The sequence below is a fragment of the Paenibacillus sp. MDV22-iso6 genome, assembly GCF_058408365.1.
In genome coordinates this window covers 37894-60752 of the sequence record NZ_JBZVDZ010000016.1, presented here as the reverse complement: position 1 = coordinate 60752, position 22859 = coordinate 37894, and the positions used below count along the sequence as shown (strand labels likewise).

Below are 22859 nucleotides of genomic sequence, written 5' to 3'. Positions count from 1 at the left end.
GTTCGATGTTTGTTCTTATTGCAAAACGCTGCGCTTCCACTGCACGGGTCACTTGACCCGCCAGCATCATTTCCTCCGCAAGCCTGGAGATGCATACAACATGGCATCACACATGTCCACCGTGCGCCGAATCGGCTTCACATCATGGACCCGGACCATCTGGCATCCTTGGGCTATGCCAAAAGCAACCGTAGCGGCTGTACCCTCCAGCGCATCATCCGCCTGTACCTGTAAGGTGTTCTGAATGAATCTTTTACGCGAGGTGGCAAGCAAAACGGGATAGCCCATCTCATTGAGCAACCGGAGCGATGACATGAGCACTAGGTTTTCGTTCAGATCTTTCACGAAGCCAATGCCCGGGTCCAGAATAATCTGATCGGGATGTACTCCGGCCTCTAGCGCAATCTGTATACTCTCCTCAAGATTACGGACTACATCAACCAAATAGTTGGTATAGTCTCGTTCTTGCCGGTTGTGCATTAGGATCAGAGGACATCCCAGTTCTGCCGCAGTGCGTGCCATCTCCGGGTCAGCCTTGGCACCCCACACATCATTGATGATGTGCGCTCCAGCCTGAATAGCCTGGCGAGCGACATCCGCTTTATAGGTGTCTACCGATATCGGAATATGTGGAGCCTGCTGCCGCAGTGCTTCAATGACCGGAATGATCCGGCTGAGCTCTTCATCAGCGCCAACGATATCTGAACCTGGACGTGTAGATTCCCCGCCAATATCAATGAGATCCGCGCCATCTTCCATCATCTGAATGGCGTGAGCCACTGCACGCTCCACATTGATATAACGTCCCCCATCCGAGAAGGAGTCCGGTGTGACATTCAGAATGCCCATAATAAGTGTACGTGTGCCAAGTTTTAGCTCTGCTGGCCCCCACGCATAATTCCGTTCATAGATGACTGGTGTAAGTGTCATGAAGTATACCCCGCTTTCTGCCGGTACATACCCAGAAGTACTTCTGTAACCGGGCCTATATGTCCGCTGCTGATTACCGTTTCCGTTCCATCCTCATCCCGCAATGTAGTAATTGGAACGATTTCAGCAACAGAGCCTGTCAAAAAGATCTCATCTGCCTGTAACAGCTCCTCCCAAGGGAACAATCCTTCCTGGCAAGGTATTCCTTGGTGAACTGCAAGCTCCAGTACAACGGCTCTGGTGATTCCCGGCAAAATGCCAGTCGCAAGTGCTGGCGTGTAGAGTACGCCCTGTCTCACCCAGAACACATTGCTGACAATCCCCTCAGCTATGTAGCCATCTCGAGTTAATTGCAGACCTTCCGCACTTTGTACATGCTGCCCGTATCCGTTCAGTTCCCGTTTCGCCAAGATGCTGTTCATGTAATGCAGCGATTTGAACCGCACTTCTCCTTCAGGCGTGTTACGGGGCGTCGACAGACGTTGAAGCATTTTACCATTTTCATATAGAGATGGAGAGGGTCCAGGTAGTGCTTTTGCCAATACGATATGATTGGGTTTCACATAATCCCCCGAAGGTAGCCCCAGCGGGGCTTCGCCCGCAGATACCGTATATCGCACATAGGCATCCTGGAGTTCGTTAGCAAGCAGTACACTTTTGATCCATTCCGTTACCTCCGCTGCTGTTGCTGTGAAAGGAATGCCCAGTTCACGACACCCTGCAGCCATCCGCTCCAAATGACGTTCCAGCAGAAAAGGAACTCCCTGATACGTTCGAAACGTCTCGAACAATCCGAGTCCGTACAAAAAGCCGTGATCCGTCACCGGAACCACGGCTGCCGCCATATTGACCAATTCTCCGTTTATCGCGGCATATTTCATCTCTATACCTTTACCTGCTGAGACAGGAAGTTACGCAGCATTTGATGACCGTGATCCGTAATGATGGATTCGGGATGGAACTGAACACCTTCAATCGCATATTCCTTGTGACGCAAGCCCATAATCTCGCCTTCCGCCGTCTCGGCCGTAATCTCCAGACAATCTGGCAGACTGCTGCGCTCCACGATCAAAGAGTGATAACGCGTTGCCGTAAAGGGAGATGGTAATCCGGTAAATACGGATGTTCCGTTATGATGCATCTCCGATGTTTTGCCATGCATCATGCGGTCCGCACGAATAACATTACCTCCGAAAGCCTGTCCAATCGCCTGATGTCCCAGACATACGCCAAAGATCGGAATACTACCCTTGAATTGATCAATGACCGCCAGACTAATGCCTGCCTCATTCGGAGTACAAGGACCGGGTGAGATCAAAATATGATCAGGTGCCAATGCCTCGATGCCTGCCAGATCAATTTCATCGTTACGGCGAACTTCCACCGTCTCCCCCAGTTCACCCAGATATTGAACCAGGTTGTACGTGAAGGAATCATAATTGTCGATAACCAGTATCATATCGTTGTTCCTCCTGTTCTTCCGTCCACACAGGGGACGGCTGCTTGATTATTTTAATTTAACGGCTTCAGCTTCCTCGCTGTAATTCACAGCCCTCATCATGGCTCTTGCTTTGTTCCGGCACTCCTTATATTCCCGATATGGATCGGAGTCAATAACGATGCCTGCTCCTGCCTGTACATATCCCACTCCATCTTTAATGGAAAGTGTACGAATGATGATGTTCAATTCCATATTGCCACTGTAGTCCAGCCACCCAATCGAACCTGTATACGGTCCACGACGCACAGGCTCCAGTTCTTCAATGATTTCCATGGTGCGAACTTTGGGTGCACCCGTAATCGTTCCACCTGGGAACGTCGCTGCGATTACATCAAATACGGATAGTCCCTCGGCCAGCGTTCCCTCAACTTGAGACACCAGATGCATAACATGCGAATACTTCTCGATCGTCATCAGTTCAGGCACATGCACTGATCCATAAGCTGCAATTCGTCCGATATCATTCCGCTCCAGATCGACCAGCATAATATGCTCTGCCCGCTCCTTCTCACTGTTCAGCAGCTCAGCGGCCATCAACTCATCCTCAGCTTCATCCCGGCCTCTTCTCCGTGTTCCTGCGATCGGACGAGCACTCACCTTGCCATGATCCACTTTGACTAGCAATTCAGGCGAACCGCTCACCAGTTGGAAATCCGGACTACGCAGCAATCCCATGTAGGGAGAGGGATTTACTAGACGAAGCCATTCATAGATGTGCTCTGCACTGGACTTGAGACGTTTTTCCTGCCGCAAGGACAGATTCACTTGAAACACATCCCCCTGCCGGATATATTCCTGCACTGTACGTACCGCCTGCTCAAAGTCCTCTTGAGGAAAGGAGGTGTGCCATCCTTCCGTTTCCCGCTCCGAATCCGCTGATTGCGCAGTGAGATGAATGTGGCTATGGCGATGCTCCAATGCCTGCTGCTGCTCTTCCGCCTGGGCAAAGCCCAGAATATGCAGCCATCGCTGCTGCATGGCTGCTGCTCGCTCTTCTGCTTCTGCGTACAGCTTGCGAAGCTGAGCTTCATCCTGATCCGGCTGTACAGTCAGATGAACCATGCAGAACAGCGCCTGCTGTTCATGATCATACGCCCATATTTCTTCAAAACGCATCCACCAATAATCCGGAAGTGCCGGGTTGTCTTCTGCCAAGGTTGGCAGCTTTTCCAGGGATCTGGCTACGTCATAGCTTAGATAGCCTGCACATCCACCACCAAAGTCTGGAGCCCCGCTCACCTTTGGTGCCTTGTATGGCGCAGCCCACCTTTTTAATACTTCAAGTGGTTTACCACCGTCCGTTCGGGTACCTCCTTGAATAAGATCATGAATAACAGCTTCGTTGCCCTTGCCGGAGATAACGGATACCGGGTTTAATCCCAGAAAGGTATACCTTCCGCCTTTACCATTCTCCAACACCATTGCATAGGGTGACGCCTGCTGCCAGGCTGCTTCCCACGTTAACGGTAAACCGCCATGATACGGTCCCTTATCCGACTTAATCATATACGGCATCATGGTCCAACCTTTTCCGGCCCACTCTGTCCAGTCGGCGTATGTTGTCATCAGGTGTGTCATTGCGGTTTGCCGCCCTCCATCTGTCACTAGTTCTATTGTCTGATAGTATACTAAAGCGCCGCTGCTTTTAAAAGCATTCAGCAAAAAATCCTCCACACCCGGCATGCGGGCAAGGAGGATTTGTTTCATCACTTGTTAGGCTTAAGCTTCGAAGTTGTAAAGTGGTGTACTGAGGTAACGTTCGCCGTTACTTGGCACGATCACGACAACGCGTTTGCCTGCACCCAACTGTTTAGCCACTTGCAGACCTGCGCGGATGGCTGCACCGGAAGAAATACCGGATAGAATACCTTCTTCCTTCGCTACCTGACGAGCCGTCTCGAACGCATCATCATTCTCGATGTGAATGATCTCGTCATAGATTTCCTGATCAAGAATCTCAGGAATAAAGTTAGCACCGATCCCTTGAATTTTGTGAGGACCCGGTTTGCCACCTGCCAAGATTGGCGAAGCTGCTGGTTCAACGGCAACGATTTTAATCCCAGGGTATGATTCCTTCAATACTTCACCTGTACCTGTAATCGTTCCGCCTGTCCCGATTCCTGCAACGAAAGCATCCAATGTACCGCCTACAGATTGAATAGCTTCAACAATCTCAGGGCCAGTCGTTTCACGGTGGATCTTCACGTTGGCTTTATTTTTAAATTGCTCAGCCATGAAATAAGATGGATTTTCCTTAAGCAATTCCTCAGCTTTTTTAACTGCACCATTCATACCTTCGGCTCCCGGTGTGAGCACAAGCTCAGCTCCATAGGCGCGAAGCAGGTTACGACGCTCCATGCTCATCGTTTCCGGCATAACAATAACAGACTTATAGCCTTTGGCTGCAGCCACCATAGCCAGTCCAATTCCTGTGTTACCACTTGTTGCTTCGATAATGGTATCACCCGGTTTCAGCTTGCCTTCTTTTTCCGCTTCTTCCACGATGCTAATCGCGATACGGTCTTTGACGCTTGAACCTGGATTCTGGTATTCCAGTTTCACGAATACTTCAGCACTGCCTTCAGGTACGATACGGTTCAGACGAACAAGCGGAGTACCTCCGATAAGTTCTGTTACGTTATTAACTACTTTAGCCATATGAATGCCCTCCTTAGTGGGATGAATACTACTTAAGTCCTGTTGCCATATACATGTGTGGCCGAGCAGCCTCTAGATGTTATAGAAGAACTTCGGAAATCCGCCTGAGTTCATTCCGTCTGCAATAAATCGGACAGAACCTGGGTTTTCGAAGATTTCTTTGTTCATATAAATGGTTTTATTCCGAGTAAATGAGTAGGTTTTTGATTATTTTTATCTTATCAACGTTACACCCTATTGTCAATATGAGTACTCAAAAAAATACTCCGCCCTGGGCCCTAAGGCCGTAGACAGAGTATTTTTATCAAGATGCAGTAGGACATTCGTTTGCAGGATAATCAGGATGCCGGAATTTCAGCGATGATGACAGCTTCATACTTGCTCCGCAGCCTTTCCTCCACCTGGGGCAGGGGATCAGCCTGGCTGAGAGCAAGCTGCATCCGAATTTCTTCGCGAACCTCTTCTGCAGGTTGCACCTGACGCTGTTGTTTGTCATTCATTTTAATGATGGCGTATCCTTCTTCCACCTTCACCGGCCCTGCAATATCGCCAACGTCCAGTTGAGCTGCAAGTTTGAGGATCGCTTCGGACTGAAACGGATCGTTCTGCTCAACCCATCCCAGACGACCACCCGCATCACGGGAGTAAGTGTCCGTCGATTCATTACGCGCGGTTTCTTCAAAGTCTGCTCCCTTGTCGAGCGCATCCAGGACTGATTCAGCCTGTTCCTCTTCCTTCAATACAATGATAGACAGATCATATTTTTCTGGGGAAACATAGTCTTCATGGTGTTCGTTCCAATAATGCTCAATATCTGCATCCTTGATCTGTATACCGCTCGTCGCGATTTTCTCAAGCAGAAGTCGGTATCCTGCCTCCAACTCAAGATCTTGCCTGGATAAACCCAGTTGGGACTGCATCTCGTCAAAATATGCCTTCTCCGAATCATATCCATCCATGGCCGCGGCAAGTTCCTTCGCAATTTCTTTGGGAGTCACCGTCAGATTACGATCGAGCGCTTCTGCATATACAGCTTTACGATTGAGCATCTGGAGCAGCAATTCACTGCCATAGCGCCGTTTCAATGCCTCGGTCCATTCCTTGTCGGTGATGACCTCCCCATTGATCGTTGCTACCGCATTTCCCTCTTCTTGATTGGTATCCTGAGGCGAATCTGCTCCTTCACGTCCATTTCGTAAGCCTTGCACAACCATAACCGAACCCATCACCAGCATTCCAAGCGTCAAGACAATTACAGCCGCCCATAACCCTTTTTCCTGTCTTGTCATTCCGCGTCCCGTCCCCGCATAAAATCAGTTCTTGGCTTGCTCTAGGATGGTTTCAAGTTGTTCCTTGTTGAAATCGTAAGCCTCATTGCAGAATTGGCAGACCACTTCAGCCTGGCCTTCTTCCTCAATCAATTGTTCCATTTCGGATTGACCCAGACTGATCAACGTTTTCTCTACCCGCTCACGTGAACACTCACAGTGGAAATGAATATCCATTTCGTCCATGACCTGTACATCAGGCAGTACGCGACGAAGCAGTGCTTCCAGTTCAAGCCCCTCAGCCAACAGAGACGTCACTGGCGGCATTGTACCAATGGCATTTTCAATCACCGTAATCTCATCATCCATCAAACCTGGAAGCAACTGTACAATGAATCCACCGGCTACAATAACCGAATTATCGGTATCCACTAGTACACCAACGCCTACAGCAGAAGGCGTCTGCTCCGATTTGGCAAAATAGTACGTAAAGTCTTCGCCAAGTTCCCCTGAAATAATCGGCACACTGCCGCGATAAGGCTCTTTCAGCCCCAAATCCTTCGTTACGTTCACGAATCCCTCTGTTCCGACTGCGCCAGCAACGTCCAGTTTGCCCATACTGTTGCTCGGCAGATGTACATGCGGATTGCTTACATAGCCACGAACTTCACCCTTCGCATTAGCATCGGCAACAATCTGTCCAATGGGGCCGTCGCCTTTGACTTGAATTGTCAGCTTCTCTTCTCCCTTAAGCATAGCCCCCATAATGGATGCTGCTGTAACCGTACGCCCCATAGCTGCTGTAGCCGTGGGAAACGTATCATGTCTTCTGCGCAATTCCTCAACCAGTTCCGTCGTTTGAACAGCAAAGGCCCTAACCCGTCCGTTCATTGCTGTACCGCGAATTAACCGGTCTTGTTTGTTGTTGTTTTCCAAGTCATTCAGCCTCCTTTGGCGTAATCGCCAGTTATAGAAAAAACGGCATAACATATAAGACTGTAACCTCAGCCCGCTGTTTGCCGTCTCTGTTCTTACCTTTCCCGGTTCCGCTCATAAACGATACGCAGCCCTTCAAGCGTAAGCAGCGGATCCACTTCATCGATGCTGCGTGTTTCTTCTGCAATCAGCTTGGCAAGGCCTCCGGTTGCAATGACTCTAGGCTTGGCACCCATTTCCTCGCGAATACGCTCCACAATGCCGTCCACCTGTCCTGCATAACCAAATATAATGCCGGCCTGCATCGCATGAATGGTGTTGCGACCAATGACTTTCTTGGGCTTCTCCAATTCAATACGAGGTAGCTTGGACGCTCGTTCATAGAGTGCTTCGGTTGCAATATGGATGCCGGGTACGATAGCCCCACCCAGATAATTTCCTTTCTCGTCAATACAGTCAAATGTAGTCGCTGTACCAAAATCGACCACAACGAGAGGGCCGCCATACTTCTCAACGGCTGCTACTGCATTAACAATGCGATCCGCGCCAACTTCACGAGGATTCTCATACCGCAGGTTCAGGCCGGTTCGAATACCAGGCCCAACGAGTAGCGGTTTTTTGCCTACGTATTTCTCACACATGGCTTCAATCACATTCACCAGTGGTGGAACCACGGATGAGATGATCACACCTTCAATGTCGCGTGTTGAAATCCCCGACATATGAAATAAATTATAAATCAATACGCCGTATTCATCCACTGTCGACTGACGGGATGTACTCAGGCGAAAATGGTGGAGCAACTCCCTGCCTTGATACACGCCGAGTACGATATTGCTGTTGCCCACGTCTACCACAAGAATCAAAGAGGTTCACCCCTCTTTCTTTTCGTTTAAATCCAGGCTGATATCCAGGCTCTCAAAAGAGTAGGTTAACCTGCCAACTGAAATTACATCCACTCCGCTCTCTGCAATACCACGAATGGTATTTAGCGAGACGTTGCCCGATGCCTCAACTTTCACATGCGGAGCCTGCTCACGAATAAGAGCGACGGCCTCACGCATCCGATCTGGGTGCATGTTATCCAGCATAATGATATCTGACCCAGCCTGCAAGGCTTCTCTGACCTGTTCCATGTTTTCGGTCTCTACTTCAATGGTCATTGTATGCGGAATGACGGCTCGCGCACGCTGTACCGCTTCAGTGATCCCGCCTGCGCCCTTGATGTGGTTATCCTTAATCATGACGGCATCATAGAGACCGAACCGATGATTTGCTCCGCCACCAACCCGCACTGCATATTTTTCAAGCAAGCGGTGTCCCGGTGTTGTTTTACGAGTATCGACCAGTCGTGTAGAAAGGCCTTCCAGCGCGTCAACATAAGTACGTGTACGGGTAGCGATACCAGACATGCGCTGAAGCAGGTTAAGAGCCAGACGCTCTCCTGTCAGCAAGCTATGTGTGCTTCCTTCTACCTCAGCCAGAATCGTACCATGTGTAACTGCATCACCGTCTTTAACCATTGGTGTGAACGCAAGACCAGGATCCACTACCTGAAACACGAGTTCTGCTACCGTAATTCCTGCAATGATTCCATTGTCTTTGGCATGTATAACGGCCTTGGACTGACTGCCAGCGGGAATCGTCACATTTGTTGTGACATCCCCTGCACCAACATCCTCACGAAGCCAGTTTTTGATTGATTCGATGAGTCCTTCATTATATCCGTTCAGTATCATGACATCAATTCCTCCACAATCGCTTGTTCTCGCTGCTGCAGACTATGCTTCTGCCATACGGCATCGTCACGCTGCGGGAAATCCTCACGGTAGTGGGCTCCCCGACTTTCCTCGCGGTGTAATGCTCCAGTGGTAACCAACCAGGCACAGGTCAAAAGGTTGGCATATTCCATCTCTTCTTTGTGAGTAAACTTCTGATCAAAAAATTGCAGTTCTTGTTGCAGTTTCTCTATTGCTGCTTGCAGGTTAGCGCCATTCCGGCGCAGCCCCACTTGACGCACCATCATTTTTTGCAGACGCAAGCGTCTTTCGGACACCGGCTTCTGCTCTTCCTTTATGATCCTGCGAATAGTTGTTAATGTGGGAATATTTGTCTGGAGTGAAGCAAGCGGAGGAAGGGATTGAATACGATCCACGATTCTCCGGCCAAATACGATTGCTTCAGACAGAGAGTTGCTCGCCAGGCGATTGGCTCCATGTACTCCAGTAGAAGATACCTCACCGCAGGCAAATAACCGGCCAATGCTGCTCTCCCCACTGAGATCCGTCTTCACTCCGCCCATCATGTAATGTGCAGCAGGAGCAACCGGAATCCAGTCTGTGGTCATATCCAGTCCGTATCGCATACAGGTCTCATAAATAGTAGGAAACCGATGCTTAATCATCTCCGCCGGTTCATGAGTGATATCCAAATATACAAAGGTGCTGTTTGTCGATTCCATCTCACTGACAATTGCCCGCGCGACGATATCACGTGGTGCCAGTTCAAGCTGTGCATGATACCGTTCCATGAAGCGCTCGCCTTTCACATTACGCAAATAGGCTCCTTCGCCACGTACCGCCTCGGACACCAGGAAACGTGGTGCTCCCGGATAACAAAGGGAGGTCGGGTGAAATTGAATAAACTCCATGTCCCGGACAACTGCCCCGGCACGATAGGCCATCGCCACACCATCTGCTGTAGCCACTTCCGGATTAGTCGTATATCGATACAATTGTCCAGCTCCGCCAGAGCATAGTACGGTTGCCTCTGCCTTCACAAATACTTGTGAGCCGTCAGCCTTCTGAACCAGCGCACCTACACATTCTCCCTGCTCTGTAATCAGGTCAATGACAAAATGCTCATCCCACACTTCAATCCCCGGATGTTCATTCGCCTGTGCAGCCAGTGCACGCACAATCTCATATCCCGTTGCATCCCCATTGGCATGCAAAATACGGCGGTGGCTGTGCGCACCTTCCTGCGTCAACGCCAACTCGCCGTTCTCCAGATCAAACAAAGTACCCAGTCGAATCAGTTCTTTCACTCCGTCCGGGCCCTCGTTCACCAATGCTTCGACTGCTTCGGAGCGGCATAATCCCGCTCCTGCAACAAGTGTATCCTGCAAATGGTAGGCAGGTGAATCATCCTCAGCAATAACCGCAGCGATTCCTCCCTGCGCATACCGGGTGTTACTATCCAGTAACGACTTCTTCGTGATCATCAACACACTGCGTTGTTCACTCGCCTTGATCGCAGTAAACAAACCAGCAATGCCCGAACCAATAACCAGCACATCCGTCTCCACCATCGGCAGCGCGGACAGATCAAAATCCACTAAATATTGCGGTATCATGTTATTTCACCTGTCTTGGAGCAAGAGTAGCGCATGCTACTTCACCAGTAACATGCGCTCTAGTGATTCTCTGGCTTTGTCGGCAACCGCTGGCGGTACGTAAATTTGCGGCTTCATCGTTTCCAGACATTTAACCAGCTTTTTCAAGTTGTTGACCTTCATGTTCGGGCATACGAGGAACTTGGTAGCAAAGTGGAATTGTTTATCCGGGCTATCGAGACGCAGTTGGTATCCTGTACCATCCTCGGTACCTACGATAAATTCTTTAGCGGACGAATTCTTACAATATTCCAGAATGGCGGTTGTGCTACCTACGAAGTCACCCATCTCTACAACCTCAGGACGACATTCCGGGTGAACAACGAACTCGGCATTTGGATGCTTCGCTCTCATCTCAACCACGTCTTTGACCGTCAGCATATCATGGGTATTGCAGTAACCTTCCCAGATAATCATTTTCTTGTCTGTATGTTGTTGCACATAATGTCCCAGATTTTTATCCGGTACCCAGATGATTTCATCGGAATCAACAGATTGAATGACTCTGACAGCATTGGCCGATGTACAACAGATGTCGGTCTCTGCCTTGATCTCAGCTGAAGAATTGATGTACGTTACAACTTTGGCATTCGGGTGCTGTGCTTTCAATTTACGTAAGCCTTCAACGTTCACCATGTCTGCCATTGGGCAGCCTGCACGCTCGTCGGGGATGATAACCGTTTTGTTAGGGGCAAGAATTTTAGCGCTTTCACCCATAAAATGAACCCCGCAGAAAACGATAACATCCGCATCGGTTTGTGCCGCCTTCTGGGCCAGCAAAAACGAATCTCCCCGGAAATCAGCGACCTCCTGTACCTCGTCACGTTGATAATAATGGGCAAGAATAATGGCATTACGTTCCTTCTTCAACTCCATCAGCCGCTCGCGCAGCTCCCGGTTCATCTCAGCCTTGCGCTCTAAAGCCAGAGCTTCCACCTGTGATCCTCTCCTTATCGGGACAGCCTTATACGCTGTTTCATATGGCAAATCCAAGTCGTTATTTTCGCTTGAGAAACGAATCACAAGCGGTTTAACACCTAATGTACACAACGTTCACGACTCTGTCAATAAATGAAAACGCCCCAGAACAAGGGCATAACCGCCCATTTCCTACGTGGTTCGCCCTATAGCTCCCCGTTATCATTATCTATACAATTTAAAGGAATATATAAAAAAAGAGAGCCCGAAGGCTCTCTTTGTTCATCTGCCACTATAAACAGATGGTTGTTATAAATTAAGACGTTGGCTTCGTTCCACCATCATCCGGGTCATTGCTGTTTCCTTTGTCCAGATTCGGAGCTTCGTTAGGAATATCTCCGGCTGGTGGCTCAGGCGTTTCATCTTTGCCTTGGATACGGACGCGTACATCACCGATGTTGTCGATGATCGCCTCTCCGCTTTCGCTAGGCGTGCCTTCTCCATCATTGCTGTTCTCACTTTTTGGAGTCAGGGAACCTGTCTCGATCAATTCCTTGATCTGATCCATTTCCAATGTCTCCACTTCGAGCAATGTTTGTGCGATCAGATGCATCTCTTTCGAATGTTTTACGAGCAAGTCCTTACATTTCTCGTAACAATCGTTAATGAAGCGTTGCATTTCCTGATCAATCTCATATGCGATGGAATCCGAGTAATTCTGTTCATGACCAATATCACGGCCCAGGAATACCTGTCCCTGTGAACTTCCGAATTGCATAGGACCCAATTTCTCACTCATACCGTACTCCATAACCATACTTCGAACAATACCTGTCGCTTGCTGGAAGTCACTGTATGCGCCAGTACCAATTTCACCAATGAACAATTCTTCTGCAACACGGCCCCCAAGGAGTCCCGTTATTTTGTCCAACAGCTCCTGCTTGGTTACAAGCATACGATCTTCTTTTGGCAACATGATTACATATCCACCCGCGCGTCCACGCGGAATAATGGTAACTTTATGTACCATATCGGCATGTTCCAGGAAGTAACCTACAATGGTGTGACCTGCTTCGTGGTAAGCAATGATACGTTTCTCACGATCACTGATGACACGGCTTTTCTTCTCCGTACCTACGATAACACGGTCAATCGCCTCGTCTACCTCACGCATGGAAATATCTCTGCGATTACGACGTGCCGCAAGCAATGCCGCTTCATTCAAGAGATTTTCCAAATCTGCACCGGAGAATCCGGTAGTACGCTTCGCAATAATGTCCAGCTTCACATCTTTGGTGAGTGGTTTGTTGCGTGAGTGTACTTTCAGAACCGCTTCACGACCTCTCACGTCAGGGCGATCAACCGTGATTTGACGGTCAAAACGTCCTGGGCGCAGCAAGGCAGGGTCCAGAATATCGGCACGGTTCGTTGCAGCAACGATGATAATACCTTCATTGGCTCCGAATCCATCCATTTCAACGAGCAACTGGTTGAGTGTTTGTTCACGTTCGTCGTGACCACCACCAAGACCAGCACCACGCTGACGTCCTACAGCATCAATCTCATCGATAAAGATGATACATGGGGCGTTTTTCTTCGCATTTTCAAACAAGTCACGTACACGAGATGCACCGACACCGACGAACATTTCTACGAAGTCAGAACCGGAAATACTGAAGAATGGTACACCCGCTTCACCGGCAACAGCACGAGCGAGCAAAGTTTTACCTGTACCCGGAGGACCTACAAGCAATACGCCTTTAGGAATCCGTGCACCCACTGCTGCGAATTTACGAGGGTCCTTGAGGAAGTCCACGACTTCAACAAGCTCCTGTTTCTCTTCGTCAGCACCCGCAACATCTTCAAACGTAACCCGTTTCTTCTCTTCGTTATAGAGACGAGCACGGCTTTTACCAAAGTTCATTACTTTACCGCCGCCGCCTTGAGCCTGATTAAACAGGAAGAAGAACAGCAGGAACATAATGATCAAAGGAATAAAGGAAGTCAGCAACGTCAACCAGATGCTGTCACCTTTCATAGGTTCCTGATGATATTCAAAATTGTTCGTTTCGCTTGCAGCTACAAGCTCACTAATCGCCTCATCCGTAGGAGGAATATACGTTGAGAAATTTTCTGATTTGGCCCCGTCAGGTATCTTTCTGTATTGACCGGTCACGAGGTACGTCTGACCGTTGAATTGAACCGTCAATTCAGAGACGTTGTTGGCCTTGATTGCCGTGCGCAACTGATCATATCTAGGATTATCGGTGGCTTCGCCGCCATTGCTGACGAACTGGACTATCCCCACCACAACTAAAAAAAGAATCAAATAAAAACCAGAATTCCGGATGAACCGATTCATCCCCTACCTCCTCTCGAGACACTTTAATTATTTTAACATAGCCCGACATGGCTTCTCAACAGAAGCCACCAACAGATATGGGCTTGGAACTAGCTTAAGCATTAGTTGCTGTAAACTTCCGGTTTCAGAATCCCGATGTAAGGGAGGTTCCGGTACTTCTCGGCATAATCCAAACCATAGCCAACGATGAATGCGTCCGGAATGTCAAAGCCGGTGTAATGAGCTTCAAGTTCGACTTTGCGACCTGAAGGCTTGTCAAATAGCGTAACCACACGGACGGATTCAGCACCGCGGTTCTGCAAGAGTTCAATGAGATAACTGAGCGTGAGTCCACTATCAATAATGTCCTCTACAATCAGAACCTCGCGTCCCTCGACGGATTCATCCAGATCCTTAATGATTTTAACAACGCCTGATGATTTGGTGGAAGCGCCATAACTCGATACTGCCATGAAATCCATCTCAACAGGTACCGTAATGTTCTTAACCAAATCAGCCATAAATATAAACGCACCCTTGAGCACACAAATGACCAAAGGATTGCGATTTGCATATTCGGCACTTATTGTTGCGCCTAATTCCTTGATTTTACTCTGAATTTCTTCTTCACTGATCAATACTTCCTGAATGTCGTTCTGCAACTGTGCGAACCTCCTAAGTTATACATATGAAAGCCTTACCTGAACCATAACCACTACCCCTGAATCGCTGAATCGCCTACAGTCATGTACAGGATTGCGGAAGTATCCTCCCTGACAGGAGCTACACTAGACCGGCGAACACCCGGTAACCAGATGACATTGCCTGCTCCATCACATACCACGGGAACCCGTGAACGGACAGATGGGGGAATTTTCTCATCGATGAAAATATTTTTCACCTTTTTGCTTCCGTTTAATCCCATCACTTTCATGGTATCTCCAGGTAACCTTGAACGCACAACCAGCGGCATAAGCAGTTGATCCGCATCAAATGCGGCATGATCCGCCGATTCCGGTACATGATAGTCCTCGGGACTCATCGGAACGATCCGAACATGCCGGTCGATTTCCGCGAGAGAAAGCTCATAAGTTCCGCTCCATTGAGCAAGACGATATTCGTAAGATTGATCCTGTACGTCAGTCCGTATGCCGAAAGAGATCAGATCATACTCCCGGGTGCAGGCGAGTGTCTGTCCTATATCCAGGCTCCAGGTCGTCGCGTCAGGCTGAATTACCTTGCGGCGAATGGTCTCAATACGGGTAAAGTCGACAAAATCACTGTCCAAAGGCAGATAATTCAATATTAGTTTAATCAACCTTCGTTGTAAAGCGACATGTAACTTCAAAAAGGAAGGCACCTCAAAGGTTTGCCTTCCGCCGTTCGCCTGCACTAGACACCTGTATGCGTCATATGCACCTTGTTCCATGAAATCGTCTTCATCACCTACAATTTCGGCAAGTCGATTCAAAGACGGCGTCAACTGTCCATTATATTGCCCCAAAAAAGGAAGCACATCCAAGCGAATGGCATTACGCCGATATTTACGCAGGGAATTGCTTTCATCATTAAAATACAGAAAACCCTGGGTATTACAAGCTTCTACAAGGTCTGTCTTGTTTATACGAAGGCATGGACGAATAAGTTCCACATTTTTTTCTCGCCGTTTAAACTTCATTCCAGCGAGTCCGGAAAGACCACTTCCTCGCAGCAAATGGAGCATAACCGTCTCTGCCTGATCGTCGGCATGATGGGCCAGTGCAATGCTCACCGCATCGTATTTGACAGCCACTTCATGCAAAAACTCATATCGCTTGTTGCGCGCAGCTTCCTGAGAGCCTTGACCGGTAAGCTTCATATAAGAAGGTACGTCGGCCTTCACCCATTCAAATGCAATGCCAAGTCGGTGCGCAAGTTCCTTCATCATCTCGGCTTCATGATCGGATTCAATCCGAAAACCATGGTGTACATGGGCGCAGATCAATTCCAGCGGGACATGCCTGGTACTGATCTCATGCATGATATGCAAAAAAGCTACCGAGTCCGGTCCGCCCGATACTGCGACGACAATCCGATCCCCGGGAACCCATAACTGATGCTCTTCCGCTGCATCCAGCACGTTATTCACCAGCTTGTTCCAGCGTAAAGCTTCCATACCTGTTCCTCATTCCTTACGTTATGTATATGCACTCTCACAGGTCAGAATCGCAGTGCATAGATGAGTACCCCAATAAGTAATATAACGGAGACGGCAAATGCATTTTTGAGCCAACGCGGAGTTGTACTCTTGGAACGGCGACGAAGAGGAGAAGGGCGTGCCATCATCTCTTTCCAGACCTTAGCCGCGTGTCCGGCATCCTGAAATTGACCTCGTAATGCCTGAATAGTCCAGTTTCGAAAAGGGCGGAGACGTTCGCTGCGCTCCACGAGAGCTGTGAGCTGATTTACACTTCGCAGTTGAGGTAATCCCTCTGCAGCTAGCGCTTTGAGTGCATCAGCTTCAAGTACATGAATCAATAATAGCGCAAAAGCAAACACATCATAGGTACCGTCTGCTGTTCGACTGCCTGCATTCCAGAATCCGCGATCATACCATTCAGTGAACTGCTTGACGCTCCGGCCGATAGAAGTCACTCCGCCATAGTCGATAAGTTCTACCTGCCCATAATCCGATACCAGTACATTTTGAGGTTTGAGATCGCCAAACACCCATCCAGCCTGATGCAATTGAGCCAGCTTTTGCAATAGTCTGAGTCCAACCAGAAGTGTCCAGTCCGTTCCCTGACGCCGAATGAAGTGGTGCAAAGACTCCCCCCGAACGTAACGCATCACATAAAAGGGAATATCACGACCACGAATAGCGTAGTCATCCACATCTTTCAGATAAGAAGGAATGCCACTCTGCCGAAGGGCCTCATGATTACGCTGTAATTGAAAAGATTTGAGCACATTAATTTCCGATTGCAGATCTACTGGGTCAAATCCCATTTTAAGCGCATAATGTTTGCCATTCTCACCCCGCTGGACAAGAAAAACGATGCCGTTGGCTCCTTTGCCCAGCAGCTTCCGAATCGTATAACGGCTGCGATTCCATTTCCCTGTGATGACTGTTCCTGGCGGGAAAGAGGCGTCAGACAACGTTGTCACCGAGCATCCCTTCTCTTTCAATGCGATAGTTCCCTTCTATTTCCTGCTGTTCCTCCAGTGTACCATAACGGTAAAAATCAATCACCCTTTGAATCGCAGGACCTGTCGGCGTCGCTCCCTTCATTTGCAAACGTCCAAATAGTGAACGAACACGGCTCGGGTCAACTGTCCAGTCGATATCCATGACAGCTTCTTCTCCGCTATGGCGCCCAGGAAAATGAAAGACGGAAAGATGGCTCTGACCCATACGTGCCTGCAAGCTAAGCATTAAATCGCGAATCCCTTCCTCCACCGCAGCAAGCTTCGGCTTCATACTGGCACTTACGTCAATGAGAAGCACGACCTGAAGTGGTGTTGTCTCGGCCATATCATCCATCACTTCAACGACCTGCGCACGTTTTGCCGGTTCAAGGTCTGTTACCGTTTTCGGCTCGTGCTCTCCCAGAATTTGTGTTAACTCTCTATTAACCGCCTGTTGAATGGTCTGAACCACCGTTTTTCTTGTCATCATCTGCATCGTATGGGCAAGCTGTCTTGTGCCTACGATCTGACTAATTCCACCTCCGGCTTTGGCAATATCCTCGATCTCCCGACTACCCAACTCACCAATGGTTCCATAATCAATAACGCCGACCACGTTGACCGTAATTCCTTCTTCTCGCGCTTCCGCCGCAGCCAGCACTGGACTTGGGCCTACATTGGAACAACCGTCGGTGATCAACAAGATTTGTTTCATCCGATATCCCTCCGTTTTGGGTTACTCTCCAACTCTATGACTAGCATTGCCAGAATGAAGAGACTTCAAACAGAGGAATATGCAATTAACTGACAGTGCGCGGACGCTCCATCCGGCTTATTCCGGGTACTCTCAATGTGGCCCACTCCGGGCGATAATGTTCTATTTTGCCTACAATTACAGTCATATCATCATAGATCTCATGTTGCTGATAACGTATAACACTTTCAAGCAGACAGTCTGCTACCTCCTGAGGATCATCACTATCAATTTCCTGAATGAGCCGCTTCATCCATAGTTCTTTATTGACGGCATACCCCGGTGCATCATAGATACCATCTGTCATCATAATTAAAACATCCCCTGGCTGAAGCTGTACGGTTACCAGATCCACCTCAATATCTTTGATAATGCCAATCGGCAGATTGCTTGCCGAAACCTGAATAACCTCCTGCCCTCGTTTAATAAAACTTGGAGTCGAGCCGATTTTCATAAACGTGGTCTCTGCCGTATATTCATCGATCAGAGCCATATCCACTGTTGCATACATTTCTTCAGGAGAACGCAGCATCAGAACGGAATTCACCGATTTGATCGCCAGTTTCTCATCCATGCCCGACTGTAACAACTGCTCCAGTATGTTTAGAGCAGCACTGCTCTCCATGCGTGCCCGTTCGCCATTGCCCATGCCATCGCTAAGCGCAACTGCAAAGGTCCCATTACCCAGTTCAACCGTGCTGAAACTGTCCCCGGACATCACATCTCCCCCTTTGGCGGCAGCAGCAACACCGGTTGTTATCTCAAACGTTTTGGCAGAGCCAAATGTGACTGTCGCCAGCCCTTGGCGAGGATCGAGCATGGTCTCATTCAAGACGGCAATATGCTCGTCCAGTACATCCGAAATCAGCGGAGCGATCATTTTCCGGCACTCGTCAAATCCGCGTGTATAGGCATGAACAATCTCTATTTCCACATTCCCCGCTTCCAGATTAATGATTTCAATAGAATGTATGGACAGACCCAACGACTCAAGCGCATCCCGAATCTGCTCCTCCTGTTGTACCATCTCCTCACTTTCCCGTTGAATTTCTTTCGCCAGGTCCTCCATCACCTGGGATACCCCTGATAATTGCTCTGCAACCAGCTGTCGACTATCTATAATCTGACGTTTCCATTGCATGTTATGTTGATGCAGACCATACTGGGCACGCATCACTTCAAGTACGTCCTCCGGTTTCGCACATACCCTGTTCCATTCCACCGGAATCTGCTTGCCTGACATCTCCGGGTTGGCTTCAATGGAACTCATCACGTCCGTCATGTATTTATAGGTTTGAATAAACTTCGCATCCCAACATTGATCCTTCTTAAAGCAACCCGAACATGTGCCTTCGGCTACGGCATTCATGAAGTGTTCCATCCCGCCTTCGTTCTGTACCGGCTCCCCCGCGCCGGACATCTGATCGAAGCTGCGTGACAACTGACGGAATACCTGAGAGAAGCGGGTAACCCGTTCTGCGGTGACATCCCGAATTCTCTTCGCATATTCATGTTGCGATTTCGTGTGATCCTGAGTGCCAGGAACATATTTGGAGATGGCCGTCAGCATACTTTTTGGCGTTAACATAAACAGAACAATGGCTGCGCATGTCTCCCATAAGGAGTTCATGACATCTCCCGGTCCACCCAGGTATATGGATAGAATAGAGGAACCGAGCAGCATGCCCAGAGCAACCGCCGCACGTTTTCCTTCCCGGAGCATACCCGCCAGCATGCCAGCAAAAGCAAGCAGACTCATCTGATATACCGCCGACATATCGGCCAAACTCAGAATGAGACCAGTAATGACCCCAACCGATGCTCCGAGGGGGGCTCCGCCCACCAGCGCGAAGATTAGAATGAGATAACGAGAGAGCATATGCTCTACAGACAGGGACTGGATCGTCCAGCCCACCGCCCCCGTCATTACGGAAGCCAGCAAGATGATCAGACAGAGGATCTCCTCGTTCTTTAAGTTGAATTTTTTTTTGCGATACGTGAAGATCGGTATGGCCTGTATGAAAACTAAGGTAAGCACAAAGCTGAGTACGGAATCCATCGTGAGCATTAGCATGGCGTACCAGCTGAAAGACGGCCCAATAACGACGGCGAATAACTTGACCATAAAAGTAGTCGTAAACACCATCGTTGGCGCATAAGATAATTCAGCGCGGTCATAAGACTCCAGTCCTCTGAACAACAGATAGAAGATAGCGAGCTCCGAAGCAACAATTAGAGGTACCGGAAACGGGGCGAAGAGACTTCCTGCCAGCAACGCAGCTCCTACCGGAATAATGTAATCCCTGCGCATGAAGGCGATAACCGCAAAGTAAGCAATCGCAAAGGGTGATAATTCATTCAGAATCATGGCCTTACCTAGCAAAAATCCCATAAAGGTAAGAAGCAGCACCCATTTACGTGCAGCAACGATCTGGACGGCCTTGCGGGAGCTAATCCACTGTTTGAGACGTACCGACAGCTCCTCCCGAGCTTCTGTACCTCCTTTACCAGCTTTCATTCCCGGAAATTGAATGACATTCCACTTTTCCATCATCCTCAAGGCACCCCATTCGATTAATTTAATTTTCGTGTTTCGTTCTCGATGGTTCTGATTATAGATAGAATAGAAGACGTAGTTTGTCACAATTGGTGGGTAGGGTCCAAAAACTTTACGACAAAAGAAACAGACGCGGCGCGGTGGTGCGGAACCCCCGGCCTTATTGTGGTTTCATCCATTTGCCACAACCCTTGCCGACAAGGCACTTGTCTGATTTTGAACCGGACGCGCTTCGTCATCGCCACGATTTGAGCAGGATACCTGTGGAATGCCACGGAAACCTGTCGGTAAAAAATGGTAGGCGACAAATGTTCTTATGTACTTTTTTTCTTGTGCAGAAAAACTGGGGATATGGAGCTTCACTTTACAAAAACGGCTATGAATCCAGTTAATTGTCTATATCTGAACGGTTAAACTCCAAAATTAAAAACAAACGCAAAAAAACCGTCAGCCCCAAGGCTAACGGTTTTTCTTATATTTTAAATCAGGTTGAACCAGATTACACGCGTTTGGCTCCACGGCCACCACGTTTGCCTTCTGTGTTCTTCTTCAGCGAAGAGATTCGTTCTTCGCTATCTTTCAGGAAGCGTGACATTTTATCCTCAAATGAAGGTTTGCCTGCTGCGGGCTTGAAAGAACGGCCTCCGCGGTCACGGTTAAAACCACCACCACCGCCACCGCCTCCACGGCCTTGGCCACCACTTGGGCCTCCACCGCTGAATCGTTCGCGATCTCCTCCACTGCGTTCCGGTCTAGGAGCTCTTGGGGGTCTGGACTGTGTTTGTTGCTCAACCGGTTTGTCAACAGCTTGCTTAATGGAAAGCCCAATCTTGCCATCCTTGTCAACGTTGATGACCTTAACGGTAACAAGGTCATTAAGCTTCAGGTGGTCGTTGACATCTTTGACATAATTGTCGGCGATTTCCGAGATGTGAACGAGACCCGTGACACCTCCTGACAGATCCACAAATGCTCCAAAATGCGTGATGCCTGTCACCTTGCCCTCTAACTTGGTGCCCACTTCAATTGCCATAGAATAAAATGATCCTCCCTTAAAAATATACAACCCGATTTTTTGAATGCCAAAATCAATGCTGTGCTAATTTAATTATACCTTATGCCGCAAACCAAGGTCAACTGAGCACTACCCCTTAAGGTAGCCTATTTTTTCCGGTATAACGGCTTCAGACACATAGATAACAATCCTTGCTCGATAATGAGCCAAATTACATCAGTTCCCTGACTCTTCAACCTGAATTGGTGTTTCCTCAGGCAGATAGTATCCTTTTTTCCGAGCCAGCTGTCCTATGTATTCGGGATCCTTCAACCGACTGACTTCGTACTTCAATTGATCCAGCTTCTTCAACGTCTCTTCCTTTGAAGATTGCTGGGCAGCCAGATGAGAACTCTTGTCCGAAATTTGCGCAGTCTGCACAAGGAACGTATATCCTGCCCAAATGATAAACACAACCATAAAGGTCATCCATAGCATGAGACGCCTTTTGGCACCTGCAGATTTTCCTTGGCCTGCTGGAGCTTTTGATTTGTTCATAGGTGTTTTACCCATTATCGGACCTCCTTAAAACCAGCGTTTCCACATCGCTGCGATACTTGAACCCGCACGGATCAGGAAGTGTGGCGTAACCCAATGTTTCAGGATTGGCCTAAACATCCAGCGGAACAACTTGCCGAAAGGTACCAAACATTGCAGCACCAGCTTACCCAGGAATAACAGTATGGCGAGTACGAAACCAAATAATACACGCACTAGCTTGTAAAGTCCTTTAGCGGGCATAACGATCAGGATGTTAAGGATATGTCCACACCAATGAATCAGCGTTCTTGCGAGTTTAATTAACATTACCACAAAACGCTGGGTTGTAACACTTAAAAGCCAAAAATAGAAGCAAACCCCTATAATCAGCCCCAAAAAGACATAAAACCGCAGCTGTCCGTGGTTTCCGGCGTACAGCATCCGGAAGACGAACAGCGCGGAAGCGACCCAATACAACAGATCTAGCGTGTGGACGCTCCATCTCGGGAACCGTAGCTGACCGGACAGTACCCGGTAACTGTCGTAGGCCATCCCCATCACGGCTCCCGACATCAGCATCCACATCAATGTGATCCATTGAGTATCCGGACTCATCGGAACATCTTGCCGAACAGGCCTTTACCGTTTTTGGACTGAGAACCGGGGTCCAGATATTGAAGAGAACTGACAGTGCCCTCGATGGATAACAAACCGTCCTCCAGGCTCAGGTTTTTGATATGTAAATTGTGCCCCCGGATGGTCAGATGCCCAAGTTCAGTTTGCAGCAAAAATTCCTCACTGTCGAAGCTCTCCACATTGGAGACACCCGTCAGATCCAGCAGTTTCCGATTCTGCATGCTCAGATGATGCTGTTTCGTCTTACTTTGCTCAACCATGGCA

The 22859-nt window shown here is 48.7% G+C and carries 21 protein-coding genes; all 21 read right to left on the bottom strand.

The genetic code is table 11. The features are described from left to right. Positions 1–66: 66 nt before the first annotated feature. Complete coding sequence (gene folP, locus AC4PM4_RS29645; protein ID WP_090811971.1) at positions 67–930, bottom strand: dihydropteroate synthase; 864 nt, start codon at positions 928–930, stop codon at positions 67–69. Beyond that, positions 927–1811: an aminotransferase class IV gene (locus tag AC4PM4_RS29640; RefSeq protein ID WP_090811969.1), complete on the bottom strand. Its 885-nt coding sequence runs from the start codon at positions 1809–1811 to the stop codon at positions 927–929. Before AC4PM4_RS29640 ends, folP begins: the two co-directional genes overlap by 4 nt. A gap of 2 nt (positions 1812–1813) precedes the next feature. Then, positions 1814–2389 (bottom strand): aminodeoxychorismate/anthranilate synthase component II, encoded by a 576-nt coding sequence (gene pabA, locus AC4PM4_RS29635; protein WP_063567564.1) that lies wholly within the window; start codon positions 2387–2389, stop codon positions 1814–1816. 48 nt (positions 2390–2437) lie between these two features. After that, entirely contained in the window at positions 2438–4009 is a 1572-nt protein-coding gene (locus AC4PM4_RS29630) for an anthranilate synthase component I family protein (protein ID WP_090811979.1), read from the bottom strand. Between the two features lie 141 nt (positions 4010–4150). Next, complete coding sequence (gene cysK / locus AC4PM4_RS29625; RefSeq protein ID WP_063567563.1) at positions 4151–5089, bottom strand: cysteine synthase A; 939 nt, start codon at positions 5087–5089, stop codon at positions 4151–4153. Positions 5090–5427: 338 nt separating this feature from the next. Then, on the bottom strand, positions 5428–6378 hold the full coding sequence (locus AC4PM4_RS29620) for a peptidyl-prolyl cis-trans isomerase (protein ID WP_090811967.1): 951 nt from the start codon (positions 6376–6378) through the stop codon (positions 5428–5430). A gap of 24 nt (positions 6379–6402) precedes the next feature. Next, positions 6403–7293: an Hsp33 family molecular chaperone HslO gene (hslO, locus tag AC4PM4_RS29615; protein ID WP_072735832.1), complete on the bottom strand. Its 891-nt coding sequence runs from the start codon at positions 7291–7293 to the stop codon at positions 6403–6405. Between the two features lie 95 nt (positions 7294–7388). Continuing rightward, entirely contained in the window at positions 7389–8159 is a 771-nt protein-coding gene (locus AC4PM4_RS29610) for a type III pantothenate kinase (RefSeq protein WP_072735831.1), read from the bottom strand. 6 nt (positions 8160–8165) lie between these two features. Further along, positions 8166–9032, bottom strand: a complete 867-nt coding sequence (gene nadC, locus AC4PM4_RS29605) for a carboxylating nicotinate-nucleotide diphosphorylase (RefSeq protein WP_072735830.1) — start codon at positions 9030–9032, stop codon at positions 8166–8168. Then, a complete protein-coding gene (nadB, locus tag AC4PM4_RS29600; protein ID WP_090955697.1) occupies positions 9029–10648 on the bottom strand; it encodes an L-aspartate oxidase in 1620 nt (539 codons plus the stop codon). Before nadB ends, nadC begins: the two co-directional genes overlap by 4 nt. 36 nt (positions 10649–10684) lie before the next feature. Then, on the bottom strand, positions 10685–11623 hold the full coding sequence (nadA, locus tag AC4PM4_RS29595; RefSeq protein ID WP_024633731.1) for a quinolinate synthase NadA: 939 nt from the start codon (positions 11621–11623) through the stop codon (positions 10685–10687). Positions 11624–11921: 298 nt separating this feature from the next. After that, a complete protein-coding gene (ftsH, locus tag AC4PM4_RS29590) occupies positions 11922–13967 on the bottom strand; it encodes an ATP-dependent zinc metalloprotease FtsH (protein ID WP_063567558.1) in 2046 nt (681 codons plus the stop codon). A gap of 101 nt (positions 13968–14068) precedes the next feature. Beyond that, positions 14069–14608, bottom strand: a complete 540-nt coding sequence (hpt, locus tag AC4PM4_RS29585; protein WP_024633729.1) for a hypoxanthine phosphoribosyltransferase — start codon at positions 14606–14608, stop codon at positions 14069–14071. Between the two features lie 53 nt (positions 14609–14661). Next, positions 14662–16101 carry a tRNA lysidine(34) synthetase TilS gene (gene tilS / locus AC4PM4_RS29580; protein WP_400349372.1) on the bottom strand — a complete coding sequence of 480 codons (1440 nt, stop codon included), beginning with the start codon at positions 16099–16101 and terminating at the stop codon, positions 14662–14664. Positions 16102–16145: 44 nt separating this feature from the next. Then, on the bottom strand, positions 16146–17093 hold the full coding sequence (locus tag AC4PM4_RS29575) for a serine/threonine protein kinase (RefSeq protein ID WP_024633727.1): 948 nt from the start codon (positions 17091–17093) through the stop codon (positions 16146–16148). Next, positions 17077–17829: a vWA domain-containing protein gene (locus AC4PM4_RS29570; protein ID WP_400349375.1), complete on the bottom strand. Its 753-nt coding sequence runs from the start codon at positions 17827–17829 to the stop codon at positions 17077–17079. Before AC4PM4_RS29570 ends, AC4PM4_RS29575 begins: the two co-directional genes overlap by 17 nt. Before the next feature lie 85 nt (positions 17830–17914). Continuing rightward, a complete protein-coding gene (spoIIE, locus tag AC4PM4_RS29565; RefSeq protein ID WP_177031309.1) occupies positions 17915–20422 on the bottom strand; it encodes a stage II sporulation protein E in 2508 nt (835 codons plus the stop codon). Positions 20423–20924: 502 nt separating this feature from the next. After that, the gene (locus AC4PM4_RS29560) at positions 20925–21458 is read right to left on the bottom strand and encodes a S1 domain-containing RNA-binding protein (RefSeq protein ID WP_063567555.1); all 534 of its coding nucleotides are present in this window, start codon (positions 21456–21458) and stop codon (positions 20925–20927) included. Between the two features lie 198 nt (positions 21459–21656). Beyond that, complete coding sequence (locus tag AC4PM4_RS29555; protein WP_063567554.1) at positions 21657–21992, bottom strand: FtsB family cell division protein; 336 nt, start codon at positions 21990–21992, stop codon at positions 21657–21659. Between the two features lie 12 nt (positions 21993–22004). Beyond that, positions 22005–22574 carry a spore cortex biosynthesis protein YabQ gene (yabQ, locus tag AC4PM4_RS29550; RefSeq protein ID WP_063567553.1) on the bottom strand — a complete coding sequence of 190 codons (570 nt, stop codon included), beginning with the start codon at positions 22572–22574 and terminating at the stop codon, positions 22005–22007. Then, positions 22571–22855, bottom strand: a complete 285-nt coding sequence (yabP, locus tag AC4PM4_RS29545) for a sporulation protein YabP (RefSeq protein WP_053778920.1) — start codon at positions 22853–22855, stop codon at positions 22571–22573. Before yabP ends, yabQ begins: the two co-directional genes overlap by 4 nt. Positions 22856–22859 lie beyond the last annotated feature (4 nt).